This is a genomic window from Rhizobium sp. BK418 (genome assembly GCF_004341105.1).
Classification (GTDB): domain Bacteria; phylum Pseudomonadota; class Alphaproteobacteria; order Rhizobiales; family Rhizobiaceae; genus Rhizobium.
Window position 1 is genome coordinate 210836 of the sequence record NZ_SLZK01000006.1, and the last position, 21087, is coordinate 231922.

The 21087-nt window shown below is 59.1% G+C and carries 21 protein-coding genes; 8 read left to right on the top strand and 13 right to left on the bottom strand.

The window, feature by feature from the left end; genetic code table 11:
• The first annotated feature begins 46 nt into the window (after positions 1-46).
• The 6 genes from EV281_RS23150 to EV281_RS23175 all read left to right on the top strand — a co-directional run bounded on the left by EV281_RS23150 (position 47) and on the right by EV281_RS23175 (position 5948).
• Entirely contained in the window at positions 47-880 is an 834-nt protein-coding gene (locus tag EV281_RS23150; RefSeq protein ID WP_132656842.1) for a sugar ABC transporter permease, read from the top strand.
• A gap of 1 nt (position 881) precedes the next feature.
• A complete protein-coding gene (locus tag EV281_RS23155) occupies positions 882-1706 on the top strand; it encodes a carbohydrate ABC transporter permease (protein ID WP_132656605.1) in 825 nt (274 codons plus the stop codon).
• Between the two features lie 165 nt (positions 1707-1871).
• Positions 1872-2795 (top strand): ArsR family transcriptional regulator, encoded by a 924-nt coding sequence (locus EV281_RS23160; RefSeq protein ID WP_132656606.1) that lies wholly within the window; start codon positions 1872-1874, stop codon positions 2793-2795.
• 220 nt (positions 2796-3015) lie between these two features.
• A complete protein-coding gene (locus tag EV281_RS23165) occupies positions 3016-3483 on the top strand; it encodes an MEKHLA domain-containing protein (RefSeq protein ID WP_132656607.1) in 468 nt (155 codons plus the stop codon).
• 234 nt (positions 3484-3717) lie between these two features.
• Complete coding sequence (locus EV281_RS23170) at positions 3718-5679, top strand: elongation factor G (protein ID WP_132656608.1); 1962 nt, start codon at positions 3718-3720, stop codon at positions 5677-5679.
• 176 nt (positions 5680-5855) lie between these two features.
• Positions 5856-5948, top strand: coding sequence for a nuclear transport factor 2 family protein (locus EV281_RS23175; protein ID WP_245508351.1), 93 nt, complete (start codon positions 5856-5858; stop codon positions 5946-5948).
• A 30-nt stretch (positions 5949-5978) separates the two neighbouring features.
• Here EV281_RS23175 and EV281_RS23180 read toward each other — a convergent pair whose 3' ends face one another.
• The 5 genes from EV281_RS23180 to EV281_RS23200 all read right to left on the bottom strand — a co-directional run bounded on the left by EV281_RS23180 (position 5979) and on the right by EV281_RS23200 (position 9554).
• Positions 5979-6683, bottom strand: coding sequence for a DUF899 family protein (locus tag EV281_RS23180; RefSeq protein ID WP_132656609.1), 705 nt, complete (start codon positions 6681-6683; stop codon positions 5979-5981).
• A gap of 252 nt (positions 6684-6935) precedes the next feature.
• Positions 6936-7577 carry a CDP-alcohol phosphatidyltransferase family protein gene (locus tag EV281_RS23185; protein WP_132656610.1) on the bottom strand — a complete coding sequence of 214 codons (642 nt, stop codon included), beginning with the start codon at positions 7575-7577 and terminating at the stop codon, positions 6936-6938.
• Positions 7574-7966, bottom strand: coding sequence for a hypothetical protein (locus EV281_RS23190; protein ID WP_184327615.1), 393 nt, complete (start codon positions 7964-7966; stop codon positions 7574-7576). Before EV281_RS23190 ends, EV281_RS23185 begins: the two co-directional genes overlap by 4 nt.
• Positions 7966-8913, bottom strand: coding sequence for a phosphatidate cytidylyltransferase (locus tag EV281_RS23195; protein WP_132656612.1), 948 nt, complete (start codon positions 8911-8913; stop codon positions 7966-7968). Before EV281_RS23195 ends, EV281_RS23190 begins: the two co-directional genes overlap by 1 nt.
• Positions 8910-9554 carry a lysophospholipid acyltransferase family protein gene (locus tag EV281_RS23200; RefSeq protein ID WP_132656613.1) on the bottom strand — a complete coding sequence of 215 codons (645 nt, stop codon included), beginning with the start codon at positions 9552-9554 and terminating at the stop codon, positions 8910-8912. The genes EV281_RS23195 and EV281_RS23200 overlap by 4 nt, the downstream gene beginning before the upstream one ends.
• Positions 9555-10075: 521 nt before the next feature.
• Between EV281_RS23200 and EV281_RS23205 the strand changes: the two genes are divergently transcribed.
• Positions 10076-10579: a cupin domain-containing protein gene (locus tag EV281_RS23205; RefSeq protein ID WP_132656614.1), complete on the top strand. Its 504-nt coding sequence runs from the start codon at positions 10076-10078 to the stop codon at positions 10577-10579.
• Between the two features lie 69 nt (positions 10580-10648).
• On the top strand, positions 10649-10834 hold the full coding sequence (locus EV281_RS23210; protein WP_132656615.1) for a hypothetical protein: 186 nt from the start codon (positions 10649-10651) through the stop codon (positions 10832-10834).
• Positions 10835-10929: 95 nt separating this feature from the next.
• Here EV281_RS23210 and EV281_RS23215 read toward each other — a convergent pair whose 3' ends face one another.
• The 8 genes from EV281_RS23215 to EV281_RS23250 form a co-directional block, all read right to left on the bottom strand.
• Positions 10930-11139, bottom strand: a complete 210-nt coding sequence (locus EV281_RS23215; RefSeq protein WP_132656616.1) for a hypothetical protein — start codon at positions 11137-11139, stop codon at positions 10930-10932.
• 212 nt (positions 11140-11351) lie between these two features.
• Positions 11352-13616, bottom strand: coding sequence for a glycoside hydrolase family 95 protein (locus tag EV281_RS23220; protein WP_132656617.1), 2265 nt, complete (start codon positions 13614-13616; stop codon positions 11352-11354).
• Between the two features lie 2 nt (positions 13617-13618).
• Positions 13619-14716, bottom strand: coding sequence for a sn-glycerol-3-phosphate ABC transporter ATP-binding protein UgpC (ugpC, locus tag EV281_RS23225; RefSeq protein WP_132656618.1), 1098 nt, complete (start codon positions 14714-14716; stop codon positions 13619-13621).
• A 37-nt stretch (positions 14717-14753) separates the two neighbouring features.
• Positions 14754-15788 (bottom strand): LacI family DNA-binding transcriptional regulator, encoded by a 1035-nt coding sequence (locus EV281_RS23230; RefSeq protein ID WP_132656619.1) that lies wholly within the window; start codon positions 15786-15788, stop codon positions 14754-14756.
• A 140-nt stretch (positions 15789-15928) separates the two neighbouring features.
• Positions 15929-17980: an alpha-L-fucosidase gene (locus EV281_RS23235; protein ID WP_132656620.1), complete on the bottom strand. Its 2052-nt coding sequence runs from the start codon at positions 17978-17980 to the stop codon at positions 15929-15931.
• Between the two features lie 4 nt (positions 17981-17984).
• On the bottom strand, positions 17985-18806 hold the full coding sequence (locus EV281_RS23240; RefSeq protein WP_132656621.1) for a carbohydrate ABC transporter permease: 822 nt from the start codon (positions 18804-18806) through the stop codon (positions 17985-17987).
• Complete coding sequence (locus EV281_RS23245) at positions 18803-19762, bottom strand: sugar ABC transporter permease (RefSeq protein WP_132656622.1); 960 nt, start codon at positions 19760-19762, stop codon at positions 18803-18805. Before EV281_RS23245 ends, EV281_RS23240 begins: the two co-directional genes overlap by 4 nt.
• The gene (locus EV281_RS23250) at positions 19762-21069 is read right to left on the bottom strand and encodes an extracellular solute-binding protein (protein WP_132656623.1); all 1308 of its coding nucleotides are present in this window, start codon (positions 21067-21069) and stop codon (positions 19762-19764) included. Before EV281_RS23250 ends, EV281_RS23245 begins: the two co-directional genes overlap by 1 nt.
• Between the last annotated feature and the right edge of the window lie 18 nt (positions 21070-21087).

Here is a 21087-nt window from a genome sequence, read left to right on the forward strand (position 1 = left end):
TGTGGTCAACACTGAAAAGCGACGCAAGACGCTGACGGCGATCGTCATGATCGCGCCGTTCCTGATCGCCTATGCGATCGTCTTTGCCTATCCGGTCTACAAGATGTTCGCCTTGAGCTTTACCGACGCGCCGCTCGTCGGCGAAGGCCAGTGGGTGGGCTTCGACAATTACGTGAAGCTCTTCCACCAGAAGCTCTTTTATACCTCGGTCTGGAACACCGGCTATTTTGTCGTGCTGACGGTCATCCCGAATACGCTGATCGGCCTCGGACTGGCGCTGATGGTTGTTCGCTTGAAAGGCTGGGTGCAGAGCGTTGTACTCGTGCTCTTCTTCATCCCTTATATTCTTCCTGTTTCGGTCGTCACCCAGATCTGGAAATGGGTCCTCGACCAGCAATTCGGCATTGCGCAATTCGTCATCGAAGCCTTCACAGGCGCGCGCATCAGTGTCTTCCGCGACCCGATCTGGGCCATGCCGATGGTGGCGCTCGTGACCGTCTGGTGGACCAACGGCTTCAACCTGCTGCTCTTCATCGCGGGTCTGCGCAACATTCCCAACGACTATTACGAGGCGGCCATGCTCGATGGCGCGACCCGCTGGCAGTGCTTCAAGCGCATTACCTGGCCGCTGATCTGGCCAGTGACCGCGCTGGTGCTGACATTGCAGTTGATCCTGCAGCTCAAGATCTTCGACCAGGTCTATCTGCTAACCGAGGGCGGGCCGTTCAACTCCACCTACGTGCTCTTGCAGCTGGTCTATCGCGAAGCTTTCCGGTCGAACCATGGCGGGCTCGGCTCCGCGGTCGCGGTGATCCTGTTTCTGATCATCGTCGTTGTCTCGGTGCTGCAATATCAGCTTTTGCGTGTGAGGGAGCGCTGAGATGCCCGGCAAGACAATCGGCAATGCGCTGCTGCTCATCCTTACGCTGGTGATCGCCTGCACCTGGGCCTTCCCGATCTATTGGGCGATCGTCACATCCATCAAGCCGGAACAGGATGTCGTCAATAAGACTACCCTCGTTCCCGACGTCCTGAACTTTTCGGGCTATTATTATGCGCTGTTCGAGACGAAGCTTTCGACGTGGTATCTAAATTCCATCGTCACATCGGTGACGGTGACGGTGGTCGTCATCCTGATCAGCGTCATGTGCGCTTACGCGCTGTCGCAGATCGTCTTTCCCGGCCGCAGGCTTCTCTACGGCATCATCCTGGCTAGCTTCATGGTGCCTTCACAGGCACTGGTGATTTCGCAATTCGTGCTGATGCACAAGCTGAACCTGATCAACACCTGGGGCGGCATTATCCTGCCGCAGCTGATCGTTCCCGTTGTCGTCATCGTCTATAAGCAGTTCTTCGATTCCGTACCGAAAGAGCTGCGCGAAGCGGCCAAGCTCGATGGCTGCGGCGAGTTCCAGATCCTGTTCAAGCTTTATCTGCCGCTGAATTGGGGGATTACCACGGCACTCGCTATCATCACCTACATCATGGCCTGGAACGCCTTCCTGTGGCCGTTCCTCGTCACCAGTTCCGACGACATGATGACGATTACCGTCGGCATTACCCAGACGAGAGATGCGTTCGGCGTCAAATATGCGCGCGATATGGCCGTCGCCATCCTCGCCGCTATGCCGGTCGCTCTTGCCTATTTGCTGTTCCAGAAGCGTGTGACGCAGGCCCTGATGCTGTCATCGGGCATCAAGGGATAAATGCATGGGAAACTGCTTCCGGGCCGAGGTGAGAAGGCCCAGCCGGTCCGCGACAGCTCTCCCGAGGCGCGGACCGGCGCTCATGAAAAAGAGCGGCGACATGGGACATGACGCCGTGATATCAGCTGAAACCGACCAGAAAGACTGGAGAACCAGTATCAAGGCATGGAGACGAAACTTCTAACCGTCGATCCGATGCGGGACGTTGACGTCGTCCAGGCTCTCGGCTCCCCGACGCGTATCGAAATCCTCAACCTGCTGCGCCAGAAGGGGCCGCTGAATGTCAATGACATCGCGGCGCAGATGCGCTTGCCGCAATCGACGACGGCAACCAATCTGAAGTCGCTCGAGCAGGCGGGCCTCATCCAGACCCAGACGATGAAGGCGACGAAGGGAAATCAGAAGGTCTGCTCCAGCATCTATGACGAAATCCTGATCCGCTTCGATGCCAACGGTACCAAAGCGAGCGAGGATGTGGTTACCGTCAGCATGCCGATCGGTCTCTTTACGGAATTCGACGTTGGCGCCCCTTGCGGTCTCTGTTCGGTCAACAATGTCATCGGCATGCTCGATGTGCAGGAGGTTTTCCTCGATCCGCAGCGCATGCAGGCGGCGTTGCTCTGGTTCACCCGCGGTTATGTCGAATACAAGTTCCCGAACAATGCCAAGGTCTCCGGCAAGAAGATTCGCAAGGTGGAATTCTCGGCAGAGCTGAGCTCGGAAACCCCAGCCACGAACGCTAACTGGCCGTCCGACATTTCCATCTGGGTCAACGGCATCAAGGCAGGACACTGGACTTCGCCTGGTGATTACGGCGATCGCCGCGGCATGTATTCCCCTGCCTGGTGGAAGCTGTCGGGCTCCCAATATGGCAAGCTCAAGACCTGGACGATCGACGAGACGGGCACCTGGATCGACGGCGCCATGGTCTCGACCCAGACCATCGCCTCACTCGGCATAGCCGACCATCACTCGATCCGCTTCCGGATCGGCATCGACGAAAAGGCCGACAATCCCGGCGGCATGAACCTCTTCGGCAAGGGTTTTGGTGATTTCGACCAGGATCTGGTCATGTCGATCTATTTCTGACAAACGGGCATGCATGGTGGTCACAGCAAGGGTTTGCGGCGCGCGTGGACAGCCGCATCCACCGTCCTGCCGGGCCTTTAACTTCATCCAAATCTACAAGAATTACTTTGTGCCGAATTGACGCCCGCTTGCATTGATACGGCTCGCCGCACCGGTGCCACATCCCATGACTAAATCGGAGCAGGGCTCGTATAGCGGTCGCACCGGAAAAGGAAACGAGATGCAGTTGAACGGCGAACTGAATCCGAACGACCCAGAATTCTTTGAACTCCTCACAGGCAGCTTCCGCCGTCTTGTCGGCAGAGATCTTCTCCCCAGGGATCGCGGACCTGAATGGCTCTATGGCGATGCCCCGTTCGTCGTCCTTGCACATAATACCGCGCCGGATCCCGTCTTTGTTTACGCCAATGGCGCAGCACAAAGGCGGTTCGGATATAGCTGGAGCGAGTTTGTAAAGCTGCAATCGCGGCTCTCGGCGGGCCCGAGCGAAAGGACGGAGCGCCAGTCGTTGTTGGATGCGGTAACGCAAAACGGATTTATGACGGGCTACCGCGGTTTGCGGGTCACAAAGTCCGGAAGCCGCTTCTGGATGGAAGACGGAATAGTCTGGCAACTCCGGAGCCCGGAAGGTCAGGATTTTGGCCAGGCCGCGACATTCTCGCAGTGGGTCGAGGTGCCGACCCTCTAAACCGGTGGGCACGCCGCCGGCACGATTGAGATCGGGAACTCTTCGCTCCGGTTTTCTCTTCGCGAGCGCGTTTCTCGGTCATCTCCGTTATTGCGTGCAGGATGAGAACTTTTTTCAGAAAATGCGTTCCGGCTCGACTGTGAGCGTTGTGAAACTGACCTCTGGCGCCTTGCAGCGGTTCAGGGCATCCTATGATGGCTGAAAATTGTGTTCATGGCAGTTGGAGGAATGCCGATGCGCTGCTTTACCGTGCTTGGACCCTCGCAGACCGGAAAATCGACAGTGGTGGAAAAGCTCGGCTCGCTGGAGGGGGCGCCGAGGAAATCCAGCTCCCCTTATGGATTGAACCTCACAGAATTCACCTTCAGAAACGAGGCGTGGTGTGCGCTGGATGCGCCAGGGCCTAACGAAGCGTTGGCGCATGTACAGCATGCGCTTCTTGCCAGCGACGCGTGCATCCTATGTGTTTCACCGGCTCCTGAGGAGGCTGTGCTCGCCGCGCCCCATCTGCGCATAATCGAGGCCTCGGAGACGCCATGTATCCTCTTCGTCAATCAGATGGACGAACCGAGAGGGCGGCTAAGGGATCTGATTGCAGCCCTTCAAGACTACGCCAGCCACACCCTTCTGCTTCGCCAGATTCCGATTCGAGAGGGAGACAGGATCGTAGGCAGCTGCGATCTGATTTCGGAACGGGCGTGGCGCTATCGGGAAGGCCAGACTTCGGCGCTGATCGCAATCCCCGAAAGCGCCGCCGAGCGCGAGCAGGAAGCGCGCAGCGAGCTCCTGGAACACCTGTCCGAATTCGATGACTGGCTTCTCGAGGAACTGATCGAAGATCGGAAACCGCCGAGCGACGCGCTCTATGCCATTTCATCGCGGATTCTCAGGGAAAACAGGATTATCCCAGTCCTGATCGGTGCCGCAAGTCATGGCAACGGCATCATGAGGCTAATGAAGGCACTGCGCCACGAGGCGCCGTCGGTAGGGGTCCTTCGACAACGCCTGGCTCATGCGCGCAATGTCGATGAAAACAAGCTGACCGCCGTGAGCTTCCATGCCTTTCATCGTCAGAATATCGGCAAGACGGTGCTGGTGCGTGCGTTTGGTGAGGGACTGCGTCAAGGCGCATTACTGGGCGGCTCCAGCCTCGGCGCCGTGCAGGATCCCGTAAACGGACGGTCGAACTCCGCGATCGTGCCTGCATCCGGGAATGTCTTCGCGACGGTCAAGTCCGACCACTTGCCCGTCCCGTCGCTGTTGACATCAGACGCAGTGGTTGCCCCGCCTGAATGGACGGAGCCACCGACGCCAATGCTTGAGAGGATCCTGGTCCCGGGCAGTGAACGCGATGAAAACAAGCTCTCTGAAACACTGGCAAAACTTTCCGCGACGGATCGCGGTCTTGTCGTTTTGCAGGAGGAAGGCACCGGCGCCCAGCTCATCTGCGTCCAGGGCCCGGTACATCTGCGCGATCTCTGCCGGACGCTGTCCGACGTCTTCCACATCGACGTGACCGATCGAACGCCCAGCCCGATCTACCGCGAGACAATCGCGAAGCCGTCCGAGGTTCACTACCGGCATCGCAAACAGACCGGCGGTGCTGGGCAATTCGCGGATGTTAAGCTGAGCATTCGCCCTAACGAGCGCGGCCGGGGCTTCACCTTTAACGAAACAGTCAAGGGTGGCGTCGTTCCGCGCAACTACATCCCTGCCGTCGAAGCAGGCGCGCGCGAAGCGATGGAGAAAGGGCCGCTCGGCTTCCAGGTCATCGATGTCGGCGTAACGCTGTTCGATGGTCAGCACCATGCCGTCGACAGTTCGGAACACGCCTTCAGGACTGCGTCGAAAATGGGAGTGCGACAGGCGCTTTCCGAAGGGGCGGCGGTTTTAATGCAACCGGTCTTCCGCAGCGAAATTCACATTCCGTCGATCTATTCCGGCAGCCTCGTTCAGATCGTCTCCGCTCTCAAGGGGCAGGTTCTCGGCTTCGATAGGGATGAAACCGCTAAGGGATGGGATATCTTCCGGGCACTTATTCCCGGCGGCGCCCTTGACGATCTGGCGCGGGCGCTGCGTTCGGCGACGCAGGGTATCGGTTACTTTACCAAGACCTTCGATCACTTTGAGGAGCTATACGGCAAGGAAGCGGACGCCATCGTGAGGGCACACGAGGAACGAAGCGTCGCACACTGAAACGTTCGCGCCACTTCATGCTCGTTCGCAGAATGGGGCTCATGTCGTTTGACGGTGAAGCAGGTCCTTTCTCACTTTGTGTGAAGCGGTGGTAGCATTCGTGCCCTCAGTAGTTCCGGACCTGTCCGACATACATGGCGCACGTTCAATCGGGTGAAGTCGTCGCCGAGGTCCCGATGGCGCTCCGCGTGACGGAGGTCTTCCGACGTGAAGACGGCGAATGGAAGCTCGTCCATCGGCACGCCGACACGTCAAAATCCGACTCATAGCCTCGCGACCGACGACTGCAGTGATCGTGCTCAGTAATTGAGCTTCGGGTACCAGTCGGTACCGCGGCCGGCCGGCGTCATGTCCAGGATGTTCCAGAGCGGTGCGATATCGACCGCCCCTCTTGGATCCTGGCCGGGGTCCGCAGCTTCGGCTGGCATCTCGCCATTGTAGAAGACGCGGACATCTTTCCCGTCCTTCTGGTAGACCGTGAACCCCGGATTTTCAGATCCGTTGTCGTTGAGCAAACCCAGGTCCCGGGCATAGTCATCGCCGACGGTCTGGACGAAGTCCAGGTCGCGCCAGCCGCGTTCGATGGCGAAGGCGCGTTGGCGTGCCACCGGGCTGCGACCGATGATCTTGAAGGCAACCCGTTGCTTGACGTCGGCACCGTTGCCGTTCGCTCCGCCAAGGAAGTTCGTGCACATGGGGCAGGGCCGTTCGCGCTGCGGGCCGAACATCCAGAAGTACGTCACAAGCGTATCGTGATGCCCGAATAGGTCTGCCAGGCCGACTTCGTTGCCGTTTTCGTCCCTGAAGCGATAGTCCTTTTGGACCACCGGGCCTGGAGGCAGACGGCGGCGCTGCTCCGCAAGCCTCGTGAGATGTCGCCGGACTTCGATTTCCTCCGCCAGCAGGGCCGTCCTCGCCTCGGCGTATTCCGGACTTTCGTTCGTGAACCTGCTCGCGCGTTTTTCCGCCAGTTCCTTCGCGGGTCTCAATTCGCTCGTATCCATGTGCTTGCTCCTTTGATCCATTCTGGCCGTCTCGCGATCCGATCAGCCTTTCGGCTATTTCGCGTCTGCTGTCTGAAATGGGCGAATGCGCATGCTGGTTTCACGCGCTTTCCTCTAATAGACGCACGAGGAGTTTCGTTCTCGACAAGGACAAATGCTTTTTTTGGCGAGGAGATCTTTCCACCTAGACCGTCCACGCTTACTCAATCCGACCTTTGAATTTTGCTCGCTTCGCTGCCCGATGGGAGTAGGTCAGCGAGCCTTCAGGTTGGTCACCAATGTCTTCGAGCGACGGATCGTGGTCAGAGCCGCTCCCAGCGTGATGATGGAGAGACCGACTGTCAGGATCTCGTTCTCCCCGCCCCACAGGGGCTCAAGAAGAGACGCCAGTCCCGCCACTGTGATCACCGCCATTCGATGCTGCTTTGCCATCGGGCCTGAAAAGTCGCCCGGGCTACCCGTGGCGCGGCCGAGCTCTCGGACGTAGGCCGTCAAGACGGCGAAGGCTCCCGCTGCCCAGCCAAGCCCCGGCATGTCGATGCCATATCCAACTCCCGAAAATATCATCAGGTCCGCGATGCGATCTGGAAATTCGTTCCAGAAGGGACCGTCGGCCTCTGCCTTTTTGCCTTCGACTGCGACCATGCCGTCGAATAGATTGCAAAGGAGGCGTGCCTGGCAGAATAAGACGGCCAGCAGCAGGGACCCGATACGTAGTGTTCCAGTTGTCTGTCCCGCCACATAGAAAGCGCCGCCTGCGATTGCCGCCACCAGCATGCTGGCTTGGGAGATCTGGTTCGGCGTGATCGCACGCGCGGCCAGCCATCGGGCAATTGCGCCTGCCCAGCGGGTATTGCGGCTTGCCAGAGGTCTCCTGTCACCTGACTCCATCATGTGTCGAAACCTCGCCTAGCGGAAGTCGAACAATTGTAGATCGTTGCATAAGCCGTAGACACGAGCAGCGGCAACGCGATCGTCCTGACTATTTCCGGAGTGCCGCTCGCCGCATGAATCGCCACCAGAATACTGGCGGAGCCAAGGCACGCCACCAGGGGCGGTGCCCAATACCTTGTTGAACCGCTGAAGCGGCTGGAAAGCCAGTCGATGACCGATTTCAGAAAGAGCGTCAGGCAGGCCGATATCGTCCCCTGCACAAGGCCGGCATGGAGCGGTGCCGGCATTGTATGGCTGCGATTGGCAAAGGCTGCCCAGCCCCCCATTGCCAGGAAGGCGAACAGGACATGCGCTGCTGAATTATGCAAGAGGCGCTGCAGGACAGACATCACAGAGACCACCAATAGCGCGTGAGGTGAAAGAAAATGGGCGCCGAAAAGACGACAGAATCCAGTCTGTCGATCAACCCACCATGGCCCTCGATGAGATTGCCCCAATCCTTGACGCCACGGTCGCGTTTGATCGCAGACATGACCAGCCCCCCGAAGAAACCCATCAGCGTAATGACGAAAGCCAGAATGCCCGCTTGAAGTGGCGTGAAGGGTGTAATCCACCAGAGGCCCGCTCCGATCAGTGTCGCGCTGATAACGCCGCCGCCGAAACCCTCGACGGTTTTGGATGGCGACAGTCTTGGAGCGATCTTCGTGCGTCCGAACAATTTGCCCCAGACATACTGCAAGACGTCACTCAGCTGGACCACGATCACCAGAAAGGCGATCAACAGCACGTTGCGGCCCTCGTATCCAGGGATATTCAGCGTCAGGAGCGCCGGCACATGGGAGGCGCAGAAGACACAGATCATCAACGCCCACTGTACTTCCGCGATACGAACAAGGAAGCGTTCCGTATCACCCCGAAGTACCGAGATGATCGGCATCAGCAGGAAGGCATAGACGGGAATGAAGATCGAAAAGATACCGTATTGTTCAGCCCAGAGCAGACAATACTGGATTGGAACGACGAGGAAGAAAGCTGCTGCAAGCGCCCAATGATCCGCCTTTCGAGTGTTGATGAGGGTAACGAATTCGCGAAGTGCTGCGAATGAGCAAAAGCTGAATAAGATCAAGACGCCGATACGGCCCGCTGTGAAGGCTATGCCGATCAAAATGACCATGACCCACCAGGCCTTGATCCGTGCATTGAGGTTTTCGACAGCCGAATTCGAACCGTTCGGCGAAAGGCGTTGCTGCAATATATAACCGACGACCGACGCGAAGATGAGCACGCAGAAAATGCCAGCTACGAGCGTCATCAGATCGGAATTCGCGTCACTCATTCCCGACCGCCTATCGTGTTCGGAGAAAGAGCCAGAAGGGCGGCCTGCATCCGTTTAAGAAAGACGTCCTTGTCCTCGACCGGCATGATCCGTAAAGCGCTGCCGAAGGTAACCGTGCAGATCAGCGGTATCGGAACGATCTCTCCCTTTGGCATGACGCGGTTCAGATTGCTGATCCAGACCGGCACGAGATTGATGTCGGGGCGCGCCGCCGCCAGATGGAAAATGCCGCTTTTGAACGGAAGGAGCAGTGCATCGGACTGGTTTCGTGTACCCTCCGGAAAGAGAATCAGGGAGTAACCGGCATCGATTGCCGAGACCATCTGCGTGACCGGATCTTCCGTCCGCCTGTCCCGATCCCTCGCAATCAGCACCGCCTTAAAGACATCACTACCGATGAATCGATTGAGCCGGGACTTCAGCCAATATTCTGCCCCTGCGACCGGCCGGCTCCGACGTCGCAGCCTTGGCGGCAATACCGTCCAGACCAGAACGAAATCGCCGTGGCTGGAGTGGTTGGCATAATAAACGCAGGGGCCTGAAGGCAGGCCTTCGTCGGGCCATGCGGCGCGGACGGCCGTAACTGCGCGCGCGAATAAGACGATAACCGTCGCCACGGCCTTTGTAAGCAATGCCTTCATTCATCACTCTGTTAACGGTATCCGCGCCACGAATGGAAACTCTAGCATTGTCATTGGTGGAGAAAAGGTGCTTTGGCGGAGTTCAACCGAAAGGCGTATGCCACCAAGCAGGTCGAACCTTCACAAGTGAGCGGGTCGCAGAAGCGGGCAGGACTTCAAGGAGTGGAACCACACCGTTGACATGAAGGGTTGGTGCAGACGAAGGCGGACAAGTCAAACATTGCGGCGGACAAATAACGCCGCCTGCCGAGGCTAAGAGGAACAAATGAGAGCTGGTGGGGTTGAGGCCCCACACAGCAAAGGAAGGATCTCATGGACCATAGCAATCATGTTCGGCTGGCACCGGATGAACCGATCCCGGCAAACCGTCGTCATAGACGTCGGCGGCTTCCTCGGCTGGACAAAAGGCCAGCTCAAAGACATGCCCGAGCATCGGGATTGAAGCGAAGCCCGTTCTAAGTGTCGGGTTTTCCGCTCCGCCGGGTTACTGTTTCGCGTGTGTTTGTTATGATGAGGATGACATGGAAGCGCAAAAGATCTTTTTTGAGAAAAGCGACTGGGTGCCGAACAACCAGACGCTTCCGGTTATCGTCTATCGTGAAATCTTCATCTGCGATGACGGGTGTGAGGAATTCGCGCGCCTATTTACCTCGCACGGATGGGAAGGGGTCTGGCGCGATGGTGTTTTCGATTATCAACACTATCACGCGGGCGCCCACGAAGTGCTCGGTGTCGGAAAAGGAACGGCGAAGCTGCTGATCGGCGGCCCTACCGGCAAAGTGTTGGAGTTGCACCCGGGAGATTGTATCGTCCTTCCTGCGGGGACGGGACATCAAAATCTGGGCGCGAGCAGCGACTTTCAAGTGGTCGGTGCCTACCCGCCAGGCCAACACGCCGATATTCAGACAAGCGCTGCGACCGCAGAACTCCTCAAGACGATCGCCAAGGTCGCATTGCCCGAAACCGACCCGGTGCAAGGCGCCTCCGGCCCGTTGTTCGAGGCTTGGCATCTCGGCGATAAGTAAGGCAACCGGTTCGGGACTATCGGCTTATTGTCAGCAAGCAGTATTTTTCATCACAGGTGCGGAGACCAGGTGACCTTGGCCGGCAACAGTCATCTGCGTGTGAGTAATAACAAATTCGCAGGAATTGCTGATCGCATGATTAGCGTACTGCCATTTCACCTGCGTAAGCGGCATTCATCAGGGCGCGTAGGCGTCATAGCAGGTTTGATGATCCAGATGGATCGCTTTGATATCGATCCTGCGACGCAGGAGTGAAATTGGCCCTCGTCATTTGCCACAGGCATCTGATGCTATGAGACGGCAACTGCTGGATCACCAAATGGATGGGATTTCGCGATCAACATGATCAGTCAGTGCAGGCCTTGCAGCCTGTTGCGCCGCTCGCTCAGCAACTCGTGTTGGACCAGATTTCTCGCCTCATCCGATAGACCGTTCGACCCGAACAAACCGAGTTCGGACAAGCGCGCTTCAATGTCCTTGGGAACACTGTCTGCGTCGTGCTGGCAAAGCCGCACGAGCCACTTCCATTCGTCGCTGGTGAGATCCCTTCGTGCGACCATAGGTGCTTGCCTCCAAAAACATAGGTATCTACAGATAAGTACCACAATTCACGCGGTAAAGCAGGCCGTTTCATTGCGTCGAGCGACGGTCCATGAACCGGGCATTCCTCCAGAGTCGCTCTTGCCGTCGTAACCTCGATGTAGGCTTCGACCGCTGGAGAAGTCCTTATCGACGGGAGGAGCATGGAACGGCAATTTCGCCATCTTTTGCGTCACCCTGCCGTAAGGCCTTCAGACGAAAATATGCTTCCGTTGTTGGTAAAGACCTCTCCGGTGGCAAGATCGATTTCGTGCCTCTCGTTGCGAAAGCGAAGAACCGTGCTTGCATCGCGCGACGCGGTGAGGCTGATCTTCACCGGTCTGCCGTTCTCCCAGTCCAGGTCGAGAATCATGGCGCCTCGCACACGCAGACCGCGGAGTTTGCCTTGCGGCCATGCTCCGGGCAGGGCAGGGAGCAGGTGAATTTCACCGGGGCGCGATTGCGCGAGCATTTCAAGGATGCCCGCAGCGCCGCCGAAATTTCCGTCGATCTGGAAGGGCGGATGGGCGTCGAAAAGATTGCCATAGGTGCGCTCCGGACTGATGAGCCGCTTGACGACGTCAAGCGCGTGATCGCCATCGCGAAGCCGCGCCCATAGATTGATGCGCCAGCCAATGCCCCATCCCGTCGCGTCATCGCCGCGGATTTCGAGAGAGCGGCGGGCGGCCGCGGCAAGTGCCGGTGTCTTGTCCATGTCGATCTGCCAGCTCGGATAGAGGCCGTAGAGATGCGAGACATGGCGGTGATGGATCTCCGGCGCCTGCAGGTCCCAGTCATCAAGCCATTCCTGCAATTGGTCGGCAGCGCCGATCCTGTCGGGCGGCAGGCGAGGCAGGACACGGTCGATCTCGGCGACCAGCGTATCCTCCCCGCCGATCGAGACTGCGAGCGGGCGCAGGAGTGCGAGGAAATCCCGGATGATCTGGTTGTCCATTGCCGGGCCTGCACAAATCGAGGCGCCAAACGGATGGACATTTTCAGGCGAAAGCGAGGGATTGGTCACCAGATAATCGGTGCCGGGGAAGGGAACCAGCATATCGAAGACAAATTCTGCTGCCGCCTTGGCAACCGGGAAAAGCCGCCGACGCAAGACATCGGCGTCATCGAGATAATCGCTGACATCGAGCAGCTGCGCCATAAGCCACGCACCACCTGTCGGCCAGAGGCCCCATTTGGCACCGTCGATTGGCCCGGTCGCGCGCCAGAGATCGGTATTGTGATGCATGACCCAGCCGCGGGCGCGGTAGTGCACCGCAGCCATCTCGTGGCCGGTTTCGGCAAGCTCCTCAGCCATCTCGACGAGTGGTTCGATGCATTCAGGCAGGTTGGCCGGAACCGGCAGCCAGTAATTCATCTGCAGATTAATATTGGCGGTGTATTTGCTGCCCCAGGGTGGATCGGTCTCATCGTTCCAGATGCCCTGCAGATTTGCGGGCTGCGTACCCGGTCGGGATGAAGCGATCATCAGGTACCGGCCGAACTGGACGTAGAGCGCTGCCAGTGCGGGATCATCACCTTCGGCAAAGCCCGCAATGCGGCGGTCGGTCGGTTGCGACGCTGCCCGTGTCGTACCAAGATCGACAGCGAAAGTGCGAAACAGTCTTTGATGTTCGGCAATATGCTCACGGCGCATGACCTCGATGCTGCGACCGGCGGCCTTCGAAAGGCGCCCGGCAATTGCCCCCTCCGGATCGCCCGAGACATCATCATAACGCCGGAAGTTGGTGGCGGCATCGAGCAGGATCAGAAGCTCGTCAGAGCCATTGACGGAGACCATACCGTGGGAGCAATTCAGGCTTCCCCCTCTCGCGATCACCCTGATGCCGAAGGCGAAGCGCAAGGCGGCGGGAATCCCCCATTCCGCCTTGCCGGTGCCGGAGAAGGTCAGTCCTGTGATGTCATGATCGACGCATTGCCCCTGTTGCGGGCTGTCAAGCGATATTCGGCACCCGATGGCTCCAGGCCGGTCAGCAGACAGGCGCACAACCAGTACGCCATCAACCGCGGACACAAAGGCTTCTCGAAAGAAGGTGATGCCGTCGGCGATATAGGATGTAGTGGTGATCGCGGTATCGAGATCGAGCGTGCGACGATAGCTGCCGACGGTTTGCGAATGGAGCAGATCTATATGAAGATCGCCGACCGGCTGATAGGACAGCTGCTTTGGCGGCCGCGCCATCAGATGTTCTTCAGCCAACGCTTCCGCGTCCGCATAACGGCCGGCGAAGATCAACTCTCGCACCGTCTCCAGATGGCCGTAGGCATCGGGATTGACCGGCTGGTAAGGTCCACCGGCCCAGAACGTAGCTTCGTTGATCTGCAGCCGCTCGGAAACGGGATCGCCGAAGACCATCGCGCCGAGCCGGCCATTGCCAAGCGGCAGTGCATCCGTCCAGAACCGGGCAGGCCTGTCGTACCAGAGAAGATTGTCCGCCATGGTCATTCCGCCGGAATGCTGTTTGCCGGCCTAACATCGCGAATGCGCAGGCCGCCGACGCTGAAGAGCAGCGCCTTCCGGCTCGGAAAGCCGACGTTTACGTTTTGGCCCGGGCACAGGGCCTTCTCCGAGCGGTCCTCGACAACAACGGACTGGCCTGACGCGAGGCTCCCGTAGATGAAACGGGTTCCGCCGAGGTTTTCCACGACATCGACCGTGATATCGATCATGCCGCCGTTCACGCCCTGTCCCGTGAAATGCTCCGGACGGATACCGACCTTGACCGGCATGTCCTTGCCCGGGCCGATCATCCCGGTCTTGAACACCGTGCCGCAATCGAGCTTGACCATTCCATCCGCACCAAGCTTGCCATCGAGGAAATTCATCCGCGGCGAACCAATGAAGCCGGCGACAAAGAAATTGTCGGGATCGGCATAGAGCGCATCCGGCGTCCCGGCCTGCTCGATCTTGCCGGCGCGCATCACGACGATCTTGTCGGCGAGCGTCATTGCTTCCGTCTGGTCATGGGTGACATAGATCATTGTCGCGCCGATGCGCCGGTGCAGCTTGGCGATTTCGACGCGCATGGAGACGCGAAGTTCCGCATCAAGATTCGACAGCGGCTCGTCGAACAGGAAGACGGCCGGATTGCGCACGATCGCTCGACCGATCGCGACGCGCTGGCGCTGGCCGCCCGATAGTTGCGCCGGCTTGCGCTTTAACAGCGGCTCGATCTGCAGGGTCGCAGCAGCTGCGGCGACGCTTCGATCGATATCTGCCTTGCCCATACCGGCCATACGTAGCGAGAAGCCGATATTCTGCTCCACCGTCATATGCGGGTAGAGCGCATAATTCTGGAAAACCATGGCCACGCCGCGTTCGATCGGATCCGCCTCGTTCATGCGCCGTCCGCCGATCGTGAGCTCTCCGCCAGTAATCTTTTCAAGGCCGGCGATCATCCGCAGCAACGTCGATTTTCCGCAACCCGAAGGGCCGACGAAGACTGTGAAGGAGCCGTCCTCGACGCTCAGGTTCAGGCCCTCGATTGCCCGGAAGCTGCCGTAGGACTTGTCGATATCGTGCAATTCTACGCTGGCCAAAGCTTCCTCCCGTTAACCGCCTGGCGGGCAGAACGCGTCAGGTGATCCGCCGCGTCGAGCCTCGCAAAATGATGTCACATTCAAGAACGACGCTGCGCGTCGCCCCTCCCGACGGCTCCGTCAGTCGTTCCACGAGAATGTCGGTGATGGTTTCTGCGATGCTTGCGACCGGCTGGGCGACGGCAGTAATGCCGGCCTCATAGAGCCGGAAGACTGCGACATCATCGAAGCTCGCAAGCGAGATATCCTCGGGCACATGCCGGCCGTTTTCCTTCAACCAACTCAGTGCCCCAACGGCCATGCCATAGTTTGCCGAGAAGATCGCTGTCGGCGGGCGTTCCAGCGACATCAGCCGCTTGGTCGCCTCGTAGCCGCCATCCATGCGCCAGTTGCCGCGCGCTGCAAGGGTCGGATCGATTGCTATGCCCCGATCACGCAGTGCCTGCTCGTAGCCGCCAAGCCGCTCGATACCCGAGGAATTGCGTGGATCTCCGGTCAAGATGCCGATGCGCGTGTGGCCGAGGTCGATCAGATGATTGACGATGCGATGGCTGGCGCGATGGTTTTCTACCATGACGCGGTCGGCTGCCAGTCCGCGCACGTCGTTATTGTAGAAGATGATCGGAATGTCGTGATGGATCAGATCATCGACCCGATCATAGACTTCGGCCGTGCCATCCATGACGAGTGCGTCGACGCGCTGCGCGGCAAAGAAATCCAGCGCCTCGGCCACCACGCGCGGATCGCCGCCATGACAATAGGTCAGGAGCGCCCGGCCAGTCTGGCGCACCGAGTGGGCGAGATGTTCCAGCATCCGGGCATGGAATTCGTCAAAGGTCGGCACCAGGAAGCCGATCATATGGGTAAGGTCTGTGCGGATCGAGGCGGCCGCGGCATTGCGCCTGTAACCGAGATCCTGGATCGCTCGCTCGATCTGCTCCCGGTTCGACCGGCGGATCGTCTGGCCATTGAGATAGCGGGATACGGTGCCGACAGCGACGTTTGCCACTCTGGCAACATCGATGATTGTGGCTCCGCGCCGCCTTCCGGCCGTCTGGTCCGTTTGTCGCATATCGAGCGGGCTCCTGCACGCATTCGTGGGAAATGGCGCCGGATCCGGCGCCTTTCCGTCGTATAGCCCAGCACTCCGCCGCTCACCAGTATTGTAGCCGGCAAGAGCAAAGTTCGACCGTTGCCTGACCCCAATCTGCATTACGCGCCTTCGAACACCACAGCGCTATGGATGCGCAAGCGTGGAACCGTGATGCTGATGGCGCCATCATCGTCGGCATTCCAGGCAATATCCTCGCCCGTCATGGCGTCGAAAACACGCTTCGGTTTTGCGGGCAGCCGCACAGTCGCGTTGACCGGGCCGATCGCGGGAATGTCCTCGATCATCTCCATCACGCGGGACGAGCCGTCGTCGCCGCGCACGTCCTTGCCCCGGATCTGCGGTGGGCCGTAGAGCAGATGCAGGATATGGCGGTTATGCTCGATCTGGCGTGTCAGTGTTGCCCGGCCCGATGAGGGCAGGTCGGTGACCATGGCTGGATTGGGAACAAGGCGGTTGAGAAGGCCGCGAACGACATATTTATAGAGTGGCTGGCCCATCGCCCGGTATAGGCGGAAGATTGGATAGGCAATGTAGGCCGCCCCCTTGTGTTCGGAGACGGCCGCGCCCAGCATATCGGCATTCGGGTCGTCGGGCGCGTGCTGATGCGAACAGAAGTGCTTGTAGGAACGGTTGAAATAAGAGGGATAGATACCTGCCAGTACCATCGCACCGACTGAGCGGACGGTTTCTGCATCGTCGTAGAGCACAAAGGCCGTTTCCGGCATGGACGGATCAAGATCCTTGCCGGCCTTGATATAGCTCGGCTTGAAGGCGATCGGGGCGGCCTCCCGTTCGAGACCGAAATCCACGGCAAATTTGCGGTCCGCGCCAAGGCCCGAATGCCAGGATGCCAGAAGCTTTCCGCCGCCGGCGAGATAGGATTTCAGCCTTGCTGCGAGCGCGGCATCGACAGGGATTTCATCTGGCAGGATCAGAAGCCGGTATTGTTCGAAGCGGCCGGAAAGATCGACGACGTCGAAGGGACGCTTCAATTCCTGCAGCATTTGGGCGGCGCCATCATCGCTCGGATGGTTGCGGGCGCCTTTCGGATTCATGTGTTCGGCCGAAAGGATAGCGATTTCGGAAATCTGCTTTGCGCCCTCCAGGAAAGGTTCCATCTTCTCGACCCGATGGTAGGCCGGTGCGATCGAGGCATAGGTGTCAGGGTTGATCGCGCCATTCGGATGCAGCTGGTCGCCGACAAGGCATTTGGAGCCAAGAGCGATCATCTGGGCGCATTCGTATTCCAGCGCATCGGGATGTTTGAACCCTCCGAATTCGCCCCAGGACGTGTGGAACTTGCCGGTATGGGCGAGAAAATCCATGCCGAGCGTGGCTGCATAACGCGCGCTCGAAGGGAAGTGATCGTATCCCCAGCCGCCGGTCGGCAGGCTTTCGAGCTCGAGATGCGAATAGGTCGAGAAGCGGTCCGGTCCCTGCTTGTGAATATGGCCGCAATTATAGAAGACGCGCAGGTTCGGAAATTCCGCAAACAGCGCTTCACTGGTTTCGCGGCGAAACTGCTCGTTGACGGCCTCGTCGTTCTTCAGCCGGTCCGCGGGATTTTCGGGGTCGAGCCCTTCGCACAGCATGCGTTCGACGCAGGCCGGGCAGACGCAATCCGGCGTCAGGATGATGTCGAAGAAGAGACCCTGCGTCGGATAGTTCCGCGCCACTTCGCGTGCCTGTTCGAGGATGTAGTGCCTGAGACCCGCGTGGTTCAGGCAGAGCGTGTGCCAGGCGGGGCTGAGCTGCTTGCCGGCGGAAGGATCGGCCGGCCGGTCATGATGGTAGCGGTTCGAGGCGCTCATGGCGCGCCATTCCGGATGTTCTCGCGCCGTCAGTTCATCCCACTGCACCGAGATGTAGATCGGGCTTTCGATATCGGCGGCGGCCAGCGCCTTCACCATGTCGCCGAGCAGGTCCGGGCGGGCAAGCTGCGGATGCGGCTTGCCGACTTTGGTCGGATAGTAGGACCAGCCGTGATGGCACTTGGCGAAGATGGTGATGGAATCGACATGGGCTGCCTTCAGCGTCGAAACGAAGGCCTCCGGATCGAAATCGGCGCCGATGCCGGGAATATGTTCCGACGTATGGAAATCAAGATGGATCTGGCGGTAGCGCAGCGGCTTGTTCGTGGTCTTGGGCATGATCCTATTCCTTTGCGCCGGTGCGCGTCTGCGAGCCGGCGGCGAACTGACGTTGGAAAACGAGGAAGACGAGCAGGGGAACGATGGTGGTGATGATGGCGGCCACCGACCTCAGATCCCAGTTGATCTCGTAGCTGCCGGAAATGCGGGCAAGCAGCACCGGAAGGGGCACATCGCTGCGCAGGAAGAGCATGGGCAGCAACAGCGCATTCCATGTCCACAGGAACTGCAGGATGCCGACAGCGAAGATCGGCGGCAGGCTGTTTGGCAGCACTACATGGCGGAAGGTCGCGAGCGGACCGCAGCCGTCGATCTTGGCGGCCTCCACCAATTCCCTAGGGAAATCCTCGAAGAAATTTTTGACGAGGAAGATCGACCAGGCGAACGAGAGACCGACATAGGGAATGAGCACCGAGAGGATGTTGTCGATCAGTCCCATGTCGCGCCAGAGCGTGAAGAGCGGAATGATGACGACCTGCTGCGGCAGCACGAATGCGTTGATGATAATGATCAAGAGCAGTCGCCGGAAGGGGAATGCCAGGAAATGGAAGGCGTAAGCTGCGGCCGGGGTCAGCAGCATGGTGAGCGCTGTCGCAATACCCGCCGTCTTCATCGTCACCCACATGGATTCCGCGAGCGGGTATTTGTCCCAGACGCGGCGCCACGCATCGAGCGTAAAATCGAAACGGTCGAAGCGCCACCAGCCGAGCGAGACGCCTTCGGGCGGGCGCAGCGACGTGACGATAATACCGATGATCGGGATGACCCAGATGAAGGCGACGATGCCGACGACGACGATGATCCAGCGGGGGGCCTTGCCGATCATTTCGCACCTGCCGTTCGCTGGATGATTGCCGGGATCGAGACGATGAGCACGGCGAGCAGCAGGATGACGGTCGCAGCCGCACCGTAGCCCAGTTTGAACTGGGTCATGGATTCCCGGTACATGAAATAGCCGACGGTCTCGGTCGAGCGCACCGGTCCGCCGCCCGTAAGAATATAGATGATGTCGAAGGCACGCAGAGCCGTCAGAAGGTTGATGAAGACGGCGACGCGTACGCCCGGCATCGACAGCGGCATCATGATATGCCGCATGGTCGAGACCGGTTTTGCGCCATCCATATAGGCAGCTTCGAGCACGGATTTCGGGATCGCCTGGATGGCGGCAAAGATCAGCATCAGGGGCAGGCCGACGCCGCTCCAGGAAGCCGCAACGATCAGCGCCCAGAGAGCCGTGTTTGCATCACCCAGCCAGGCATGGGCGAAATCTGGAAAGCCCAGAAGCTGGATCAGCGAATTGAGCAACCCGCCGGAATCCGACCGGTAGATGCCGATCCACATATAACCTGATACCGCTTCCGAAATGCCGAAGGCTGCAAAGATCATCACGCGAAAGGGCAGCGTCTGCTGTGGCGCGAAAGCGCACAGCATCGCCAGAGCCCAGCCGATCGCAACCGAGATCACAGTCGTGCCGATGGTGAAGATCAGGGTCGTCAGCAGCGTGTTGCGGAAGGCTGCATCGGCAAAGAGCCGCGCATAATTGCCGAAGCCGATGAAAGCCGGTTTTCTGAGCCCCTGGATGTCCCAGAAGCTCAGCCGGATCGTCTCGGCCAGCGGATAGATGACGGCGATCGCAAACAACACGATAACCGGCGCAATCAGGATCAGTGCGGCGGGCGTGTCCCTAAGCAGACGCCGACGGCCTTTGATGCCAGCCGCTAGCGGAGAACCCTGCACCACGCCCGCCGCTTCCCGCATTGGGGAAGCGGAAGTGTCAGCCATCAGTAGGAACCCTTGGCCTTGGTCTCGATGGCTGAAAGAACCGTGTCGATATTGGCATCGGACGGATCCTGCAGGAACTTCTGTAGCTGGACACGATATTCGTCGACGAGGTCCCCTGGCAGGAGGTCGCCGAGCACAAATTGCAGCTTGGAGCTTGCAACCGCCTGCGTCGCTACCTTCTGTGCTTCGCCGTAGAGCGAGGCGTCGACATTGCTGCTTGGCGAAGCATAACCGGCCTTGGCGAGAATGTTGGCGGCATCCGCGCTCGTCCAGAAATCGAGGAAGGCGTCGGCTGCCTTTGGATTGGGACCGTTCGTCGTGACAAGCAGTTCCTTGGCATCGACGCTAGACGTATCATCATGGCCCATGCCGAGCGACGGAAACTGGAAGAGGCCGTAGTCCTTGCCCTCCGTCAGCTTATAATCGTTCTTGGCGCGGTTGTTCATCCACATGCCGATCAACAGGTAGTTCTTGGTATTGGCCTGGAAGATCTGGTCGGCCTCGCCGTCCCAGTCGTTGGCAAGCATCGTATTCGGTGCGCCGCAGCAGCCGGATGTCAGCATCTGGGCGTATTTGGTGAGCGCCGTCTTCACGGCCGGATCGGTCCAGGGGATCTCGTGGGCGGCGAGCTTCGTCGCCGTTTCGACACCTGCCGTTCGCAGCAGCAAGGTTTCGAACCATTCGGCATGCGCCCAGTATTTGCCGGGAATGGCGACGGGCGCCGCATAACCGGCCTGGGTCAATTTTGCAAAGGACGCGACGAATTCATCCCATGTTTTCGGCGGCTCGGTAATGCCGGCTTTCTCGAGATGCTCCTTCTTGTACCAGATGCCGGATCGGTCGCCGAACGTGTAAGTCAGGCCGTAAGTCTTGCCGTCGATGGCGCCGAGATCCTTCCAGGACTGGCTGATCAGCTTGTCCCAGCCGAAAGCTTTCCATTGATCGTCGACCGACCGCAGCATGCCGGCATCGGCCAGTTCCTTGCGGAAGGCCGGCCAGGTATTGATCAGCACGTCGACGACTTCGCCGCCCATCAGTGCGGTGCGGATGCCGCCACGCATGTCGCCCTGACCCGTGACCACGACTTCGCGGATCGTCACATCAGGATATTTCGCCAGAAAAGCCTTCTGGATCGAATGCATCATGTCGAGCTCGGAGCCGCCGAGCCAATTCAAGACGACAAGCTCGCCGCTCACGGTATCCTGCCCCCTTGCTGCGCCCGACAGAGCCAGCAGGGCTGTGCTTCCCGCTCCTGCAAGAAGAGTACGACGACGGATTTCGGGCATAAATCTACTGCTGTTGGTCATGTCACGTCCTCCCAAACG

What these genes read in the sequence shown, in the direction of transcription:
- EV281_RS23150 (WP_132656842.1), top strand. Translation starts at nt 47, where the DNA reads ATGATCGCGCCGTTCCTGATCGCCTATGCGATCGTCTTTGCCTATCCG.
- EV281_RS23155 (WP_132656605.1), top strand. Translation starts at nt 882, where the DNA reads ATGCCCGGCAAGACAATCGGCAATGCGCTGCTGCTCATCCTTACGCTG.
- EV281_RS23160 (WP_132656606.1), top strand. Translation starts at nt 1,872, where the DNA reads ATGGAGACGAAACTTCTAACCGTCGATCCGATGCGGGACGTTGACGTC.
- EV281_RS23165 (WP_132656607.1), top strand. Translation starts at nt 3,016, where the DNA reads ATGCAGTTGAACGGCGAACTGAATCCGAACGACCCAGAATTCTTTGAA.
- EV281_RS23170 (WP_132656608.1), top strand. Translation starts at nt 3,718, where the DNA reads ATGCGCTGCTTTACCGTGCTTGGACCCTCGCAGACCGGAAAATCGACA.
- EV281_RS23175 (WP_245508351.1), top strand. Translation starts at nt 5,856, where the DNA reads ATGGCGCTCCGCGTGACGGAGGTCTTCCGACGTGAAGACGGCGAATGG.
- EV281_RS23180 (WP_132656609.1), bottom strand. Translation starts at nt 6,683, where the DNA reads ATGGATACGAGCGAATTGAGACCCGCGAAGGAACTGGCGGAAAAACGC.
- EV281_RS23185 (WP_132656610.1), bottom strand. Translation starts at nt 7,577, where the DNA reads ATGATGGAGTCAGGTGACAGGAGACCTCTGGCAAGCCGCAATACCCGC.
- EV281_RS23190 (WP_184327615.1), bottom strand. Translation starts at nt 7,966, where the DNA reads ATGTCTGTCCTGCAGCGCCTCTTGCATAATTCAGCAGCGCATGTCCTG.
- EV281_RS23195 (WP_132656612.1), bottom strand. Translation starts at nt 8,913, where the DNA reads ATGAGTGACGCGAATTCCGATCTGATGACGCTCGTAGCTGGCATTTTC.
- EV281_RS23200 (WP_132656613.1), bottom strand. Translation starts at nt 9,554, where the DNA reads ATGAAGGCATTGCTTACAAAGGCCGTGGCGACGGTTATCGTCTTATTC.
- EV281_RS23205 (WP_132656614.1), top strand. Translation starts at nt 10,076, where the DNA reads ATGGAAGCGCAAAAGATCTTTTTTGAGAAAAGCGACTGGGTGCCGAAC.
- EV281_RS23215 (WP_132656616.1), bottom strand. Translation starts at nt 11,139, where the DNA reads ATGGTCGCACGAAGGGATCTCACCAGCGACGAATGGAAGTGGCTCGTG.
- EV281_RS23220 (WP_132656617.1), bottom strand. Translation starts at nt 13,616, where the DNA reads ATGGCGGACAATCTTCTCTGGTACGACAGGCCTGCCCGGTTCTGGACG.
- EV281_RS23230 (WP_132656619.1), bottom strand. Translation starts at nt 15,788, where the DNA reads ATGCGACAAACGGACCAGACGGCCGGAAGGCGGCGCGGAGCCACAATC.
- EV281_RS23235 (WP_132656620.1), bottom strand. Translation starts at nt 17,980, where the DNA reads ATGCCCAAGACCACGAACAAGCCGCTGCGCTACCGCCAGATCCATCTT.
- EV281_RS23240 (WP_132656621.1), bottom strand. Translation starts at nt 18,806, where the DNA reads ATGATCGGCAAGGCCCCCCGCTGGATCATCGTCGTCGTCGGCATCGTC.
- EV281_RS23245 (WP_132656622.1), bottom strand. Translation starts at nt 19,762, where the DNA reads ATGGCTGACACTTCCGCTTCCCCAATGCGGGAAGCGGCGGGCGTGGTG.
- EV281_RS23250 (WP_132656623.1), bottom strand. Translation starts at nt 21,069, where the DNA reads ATGACCAACAGCAGTAGATTTATGCCCGAAATCCGTCGTCGTACTCTT.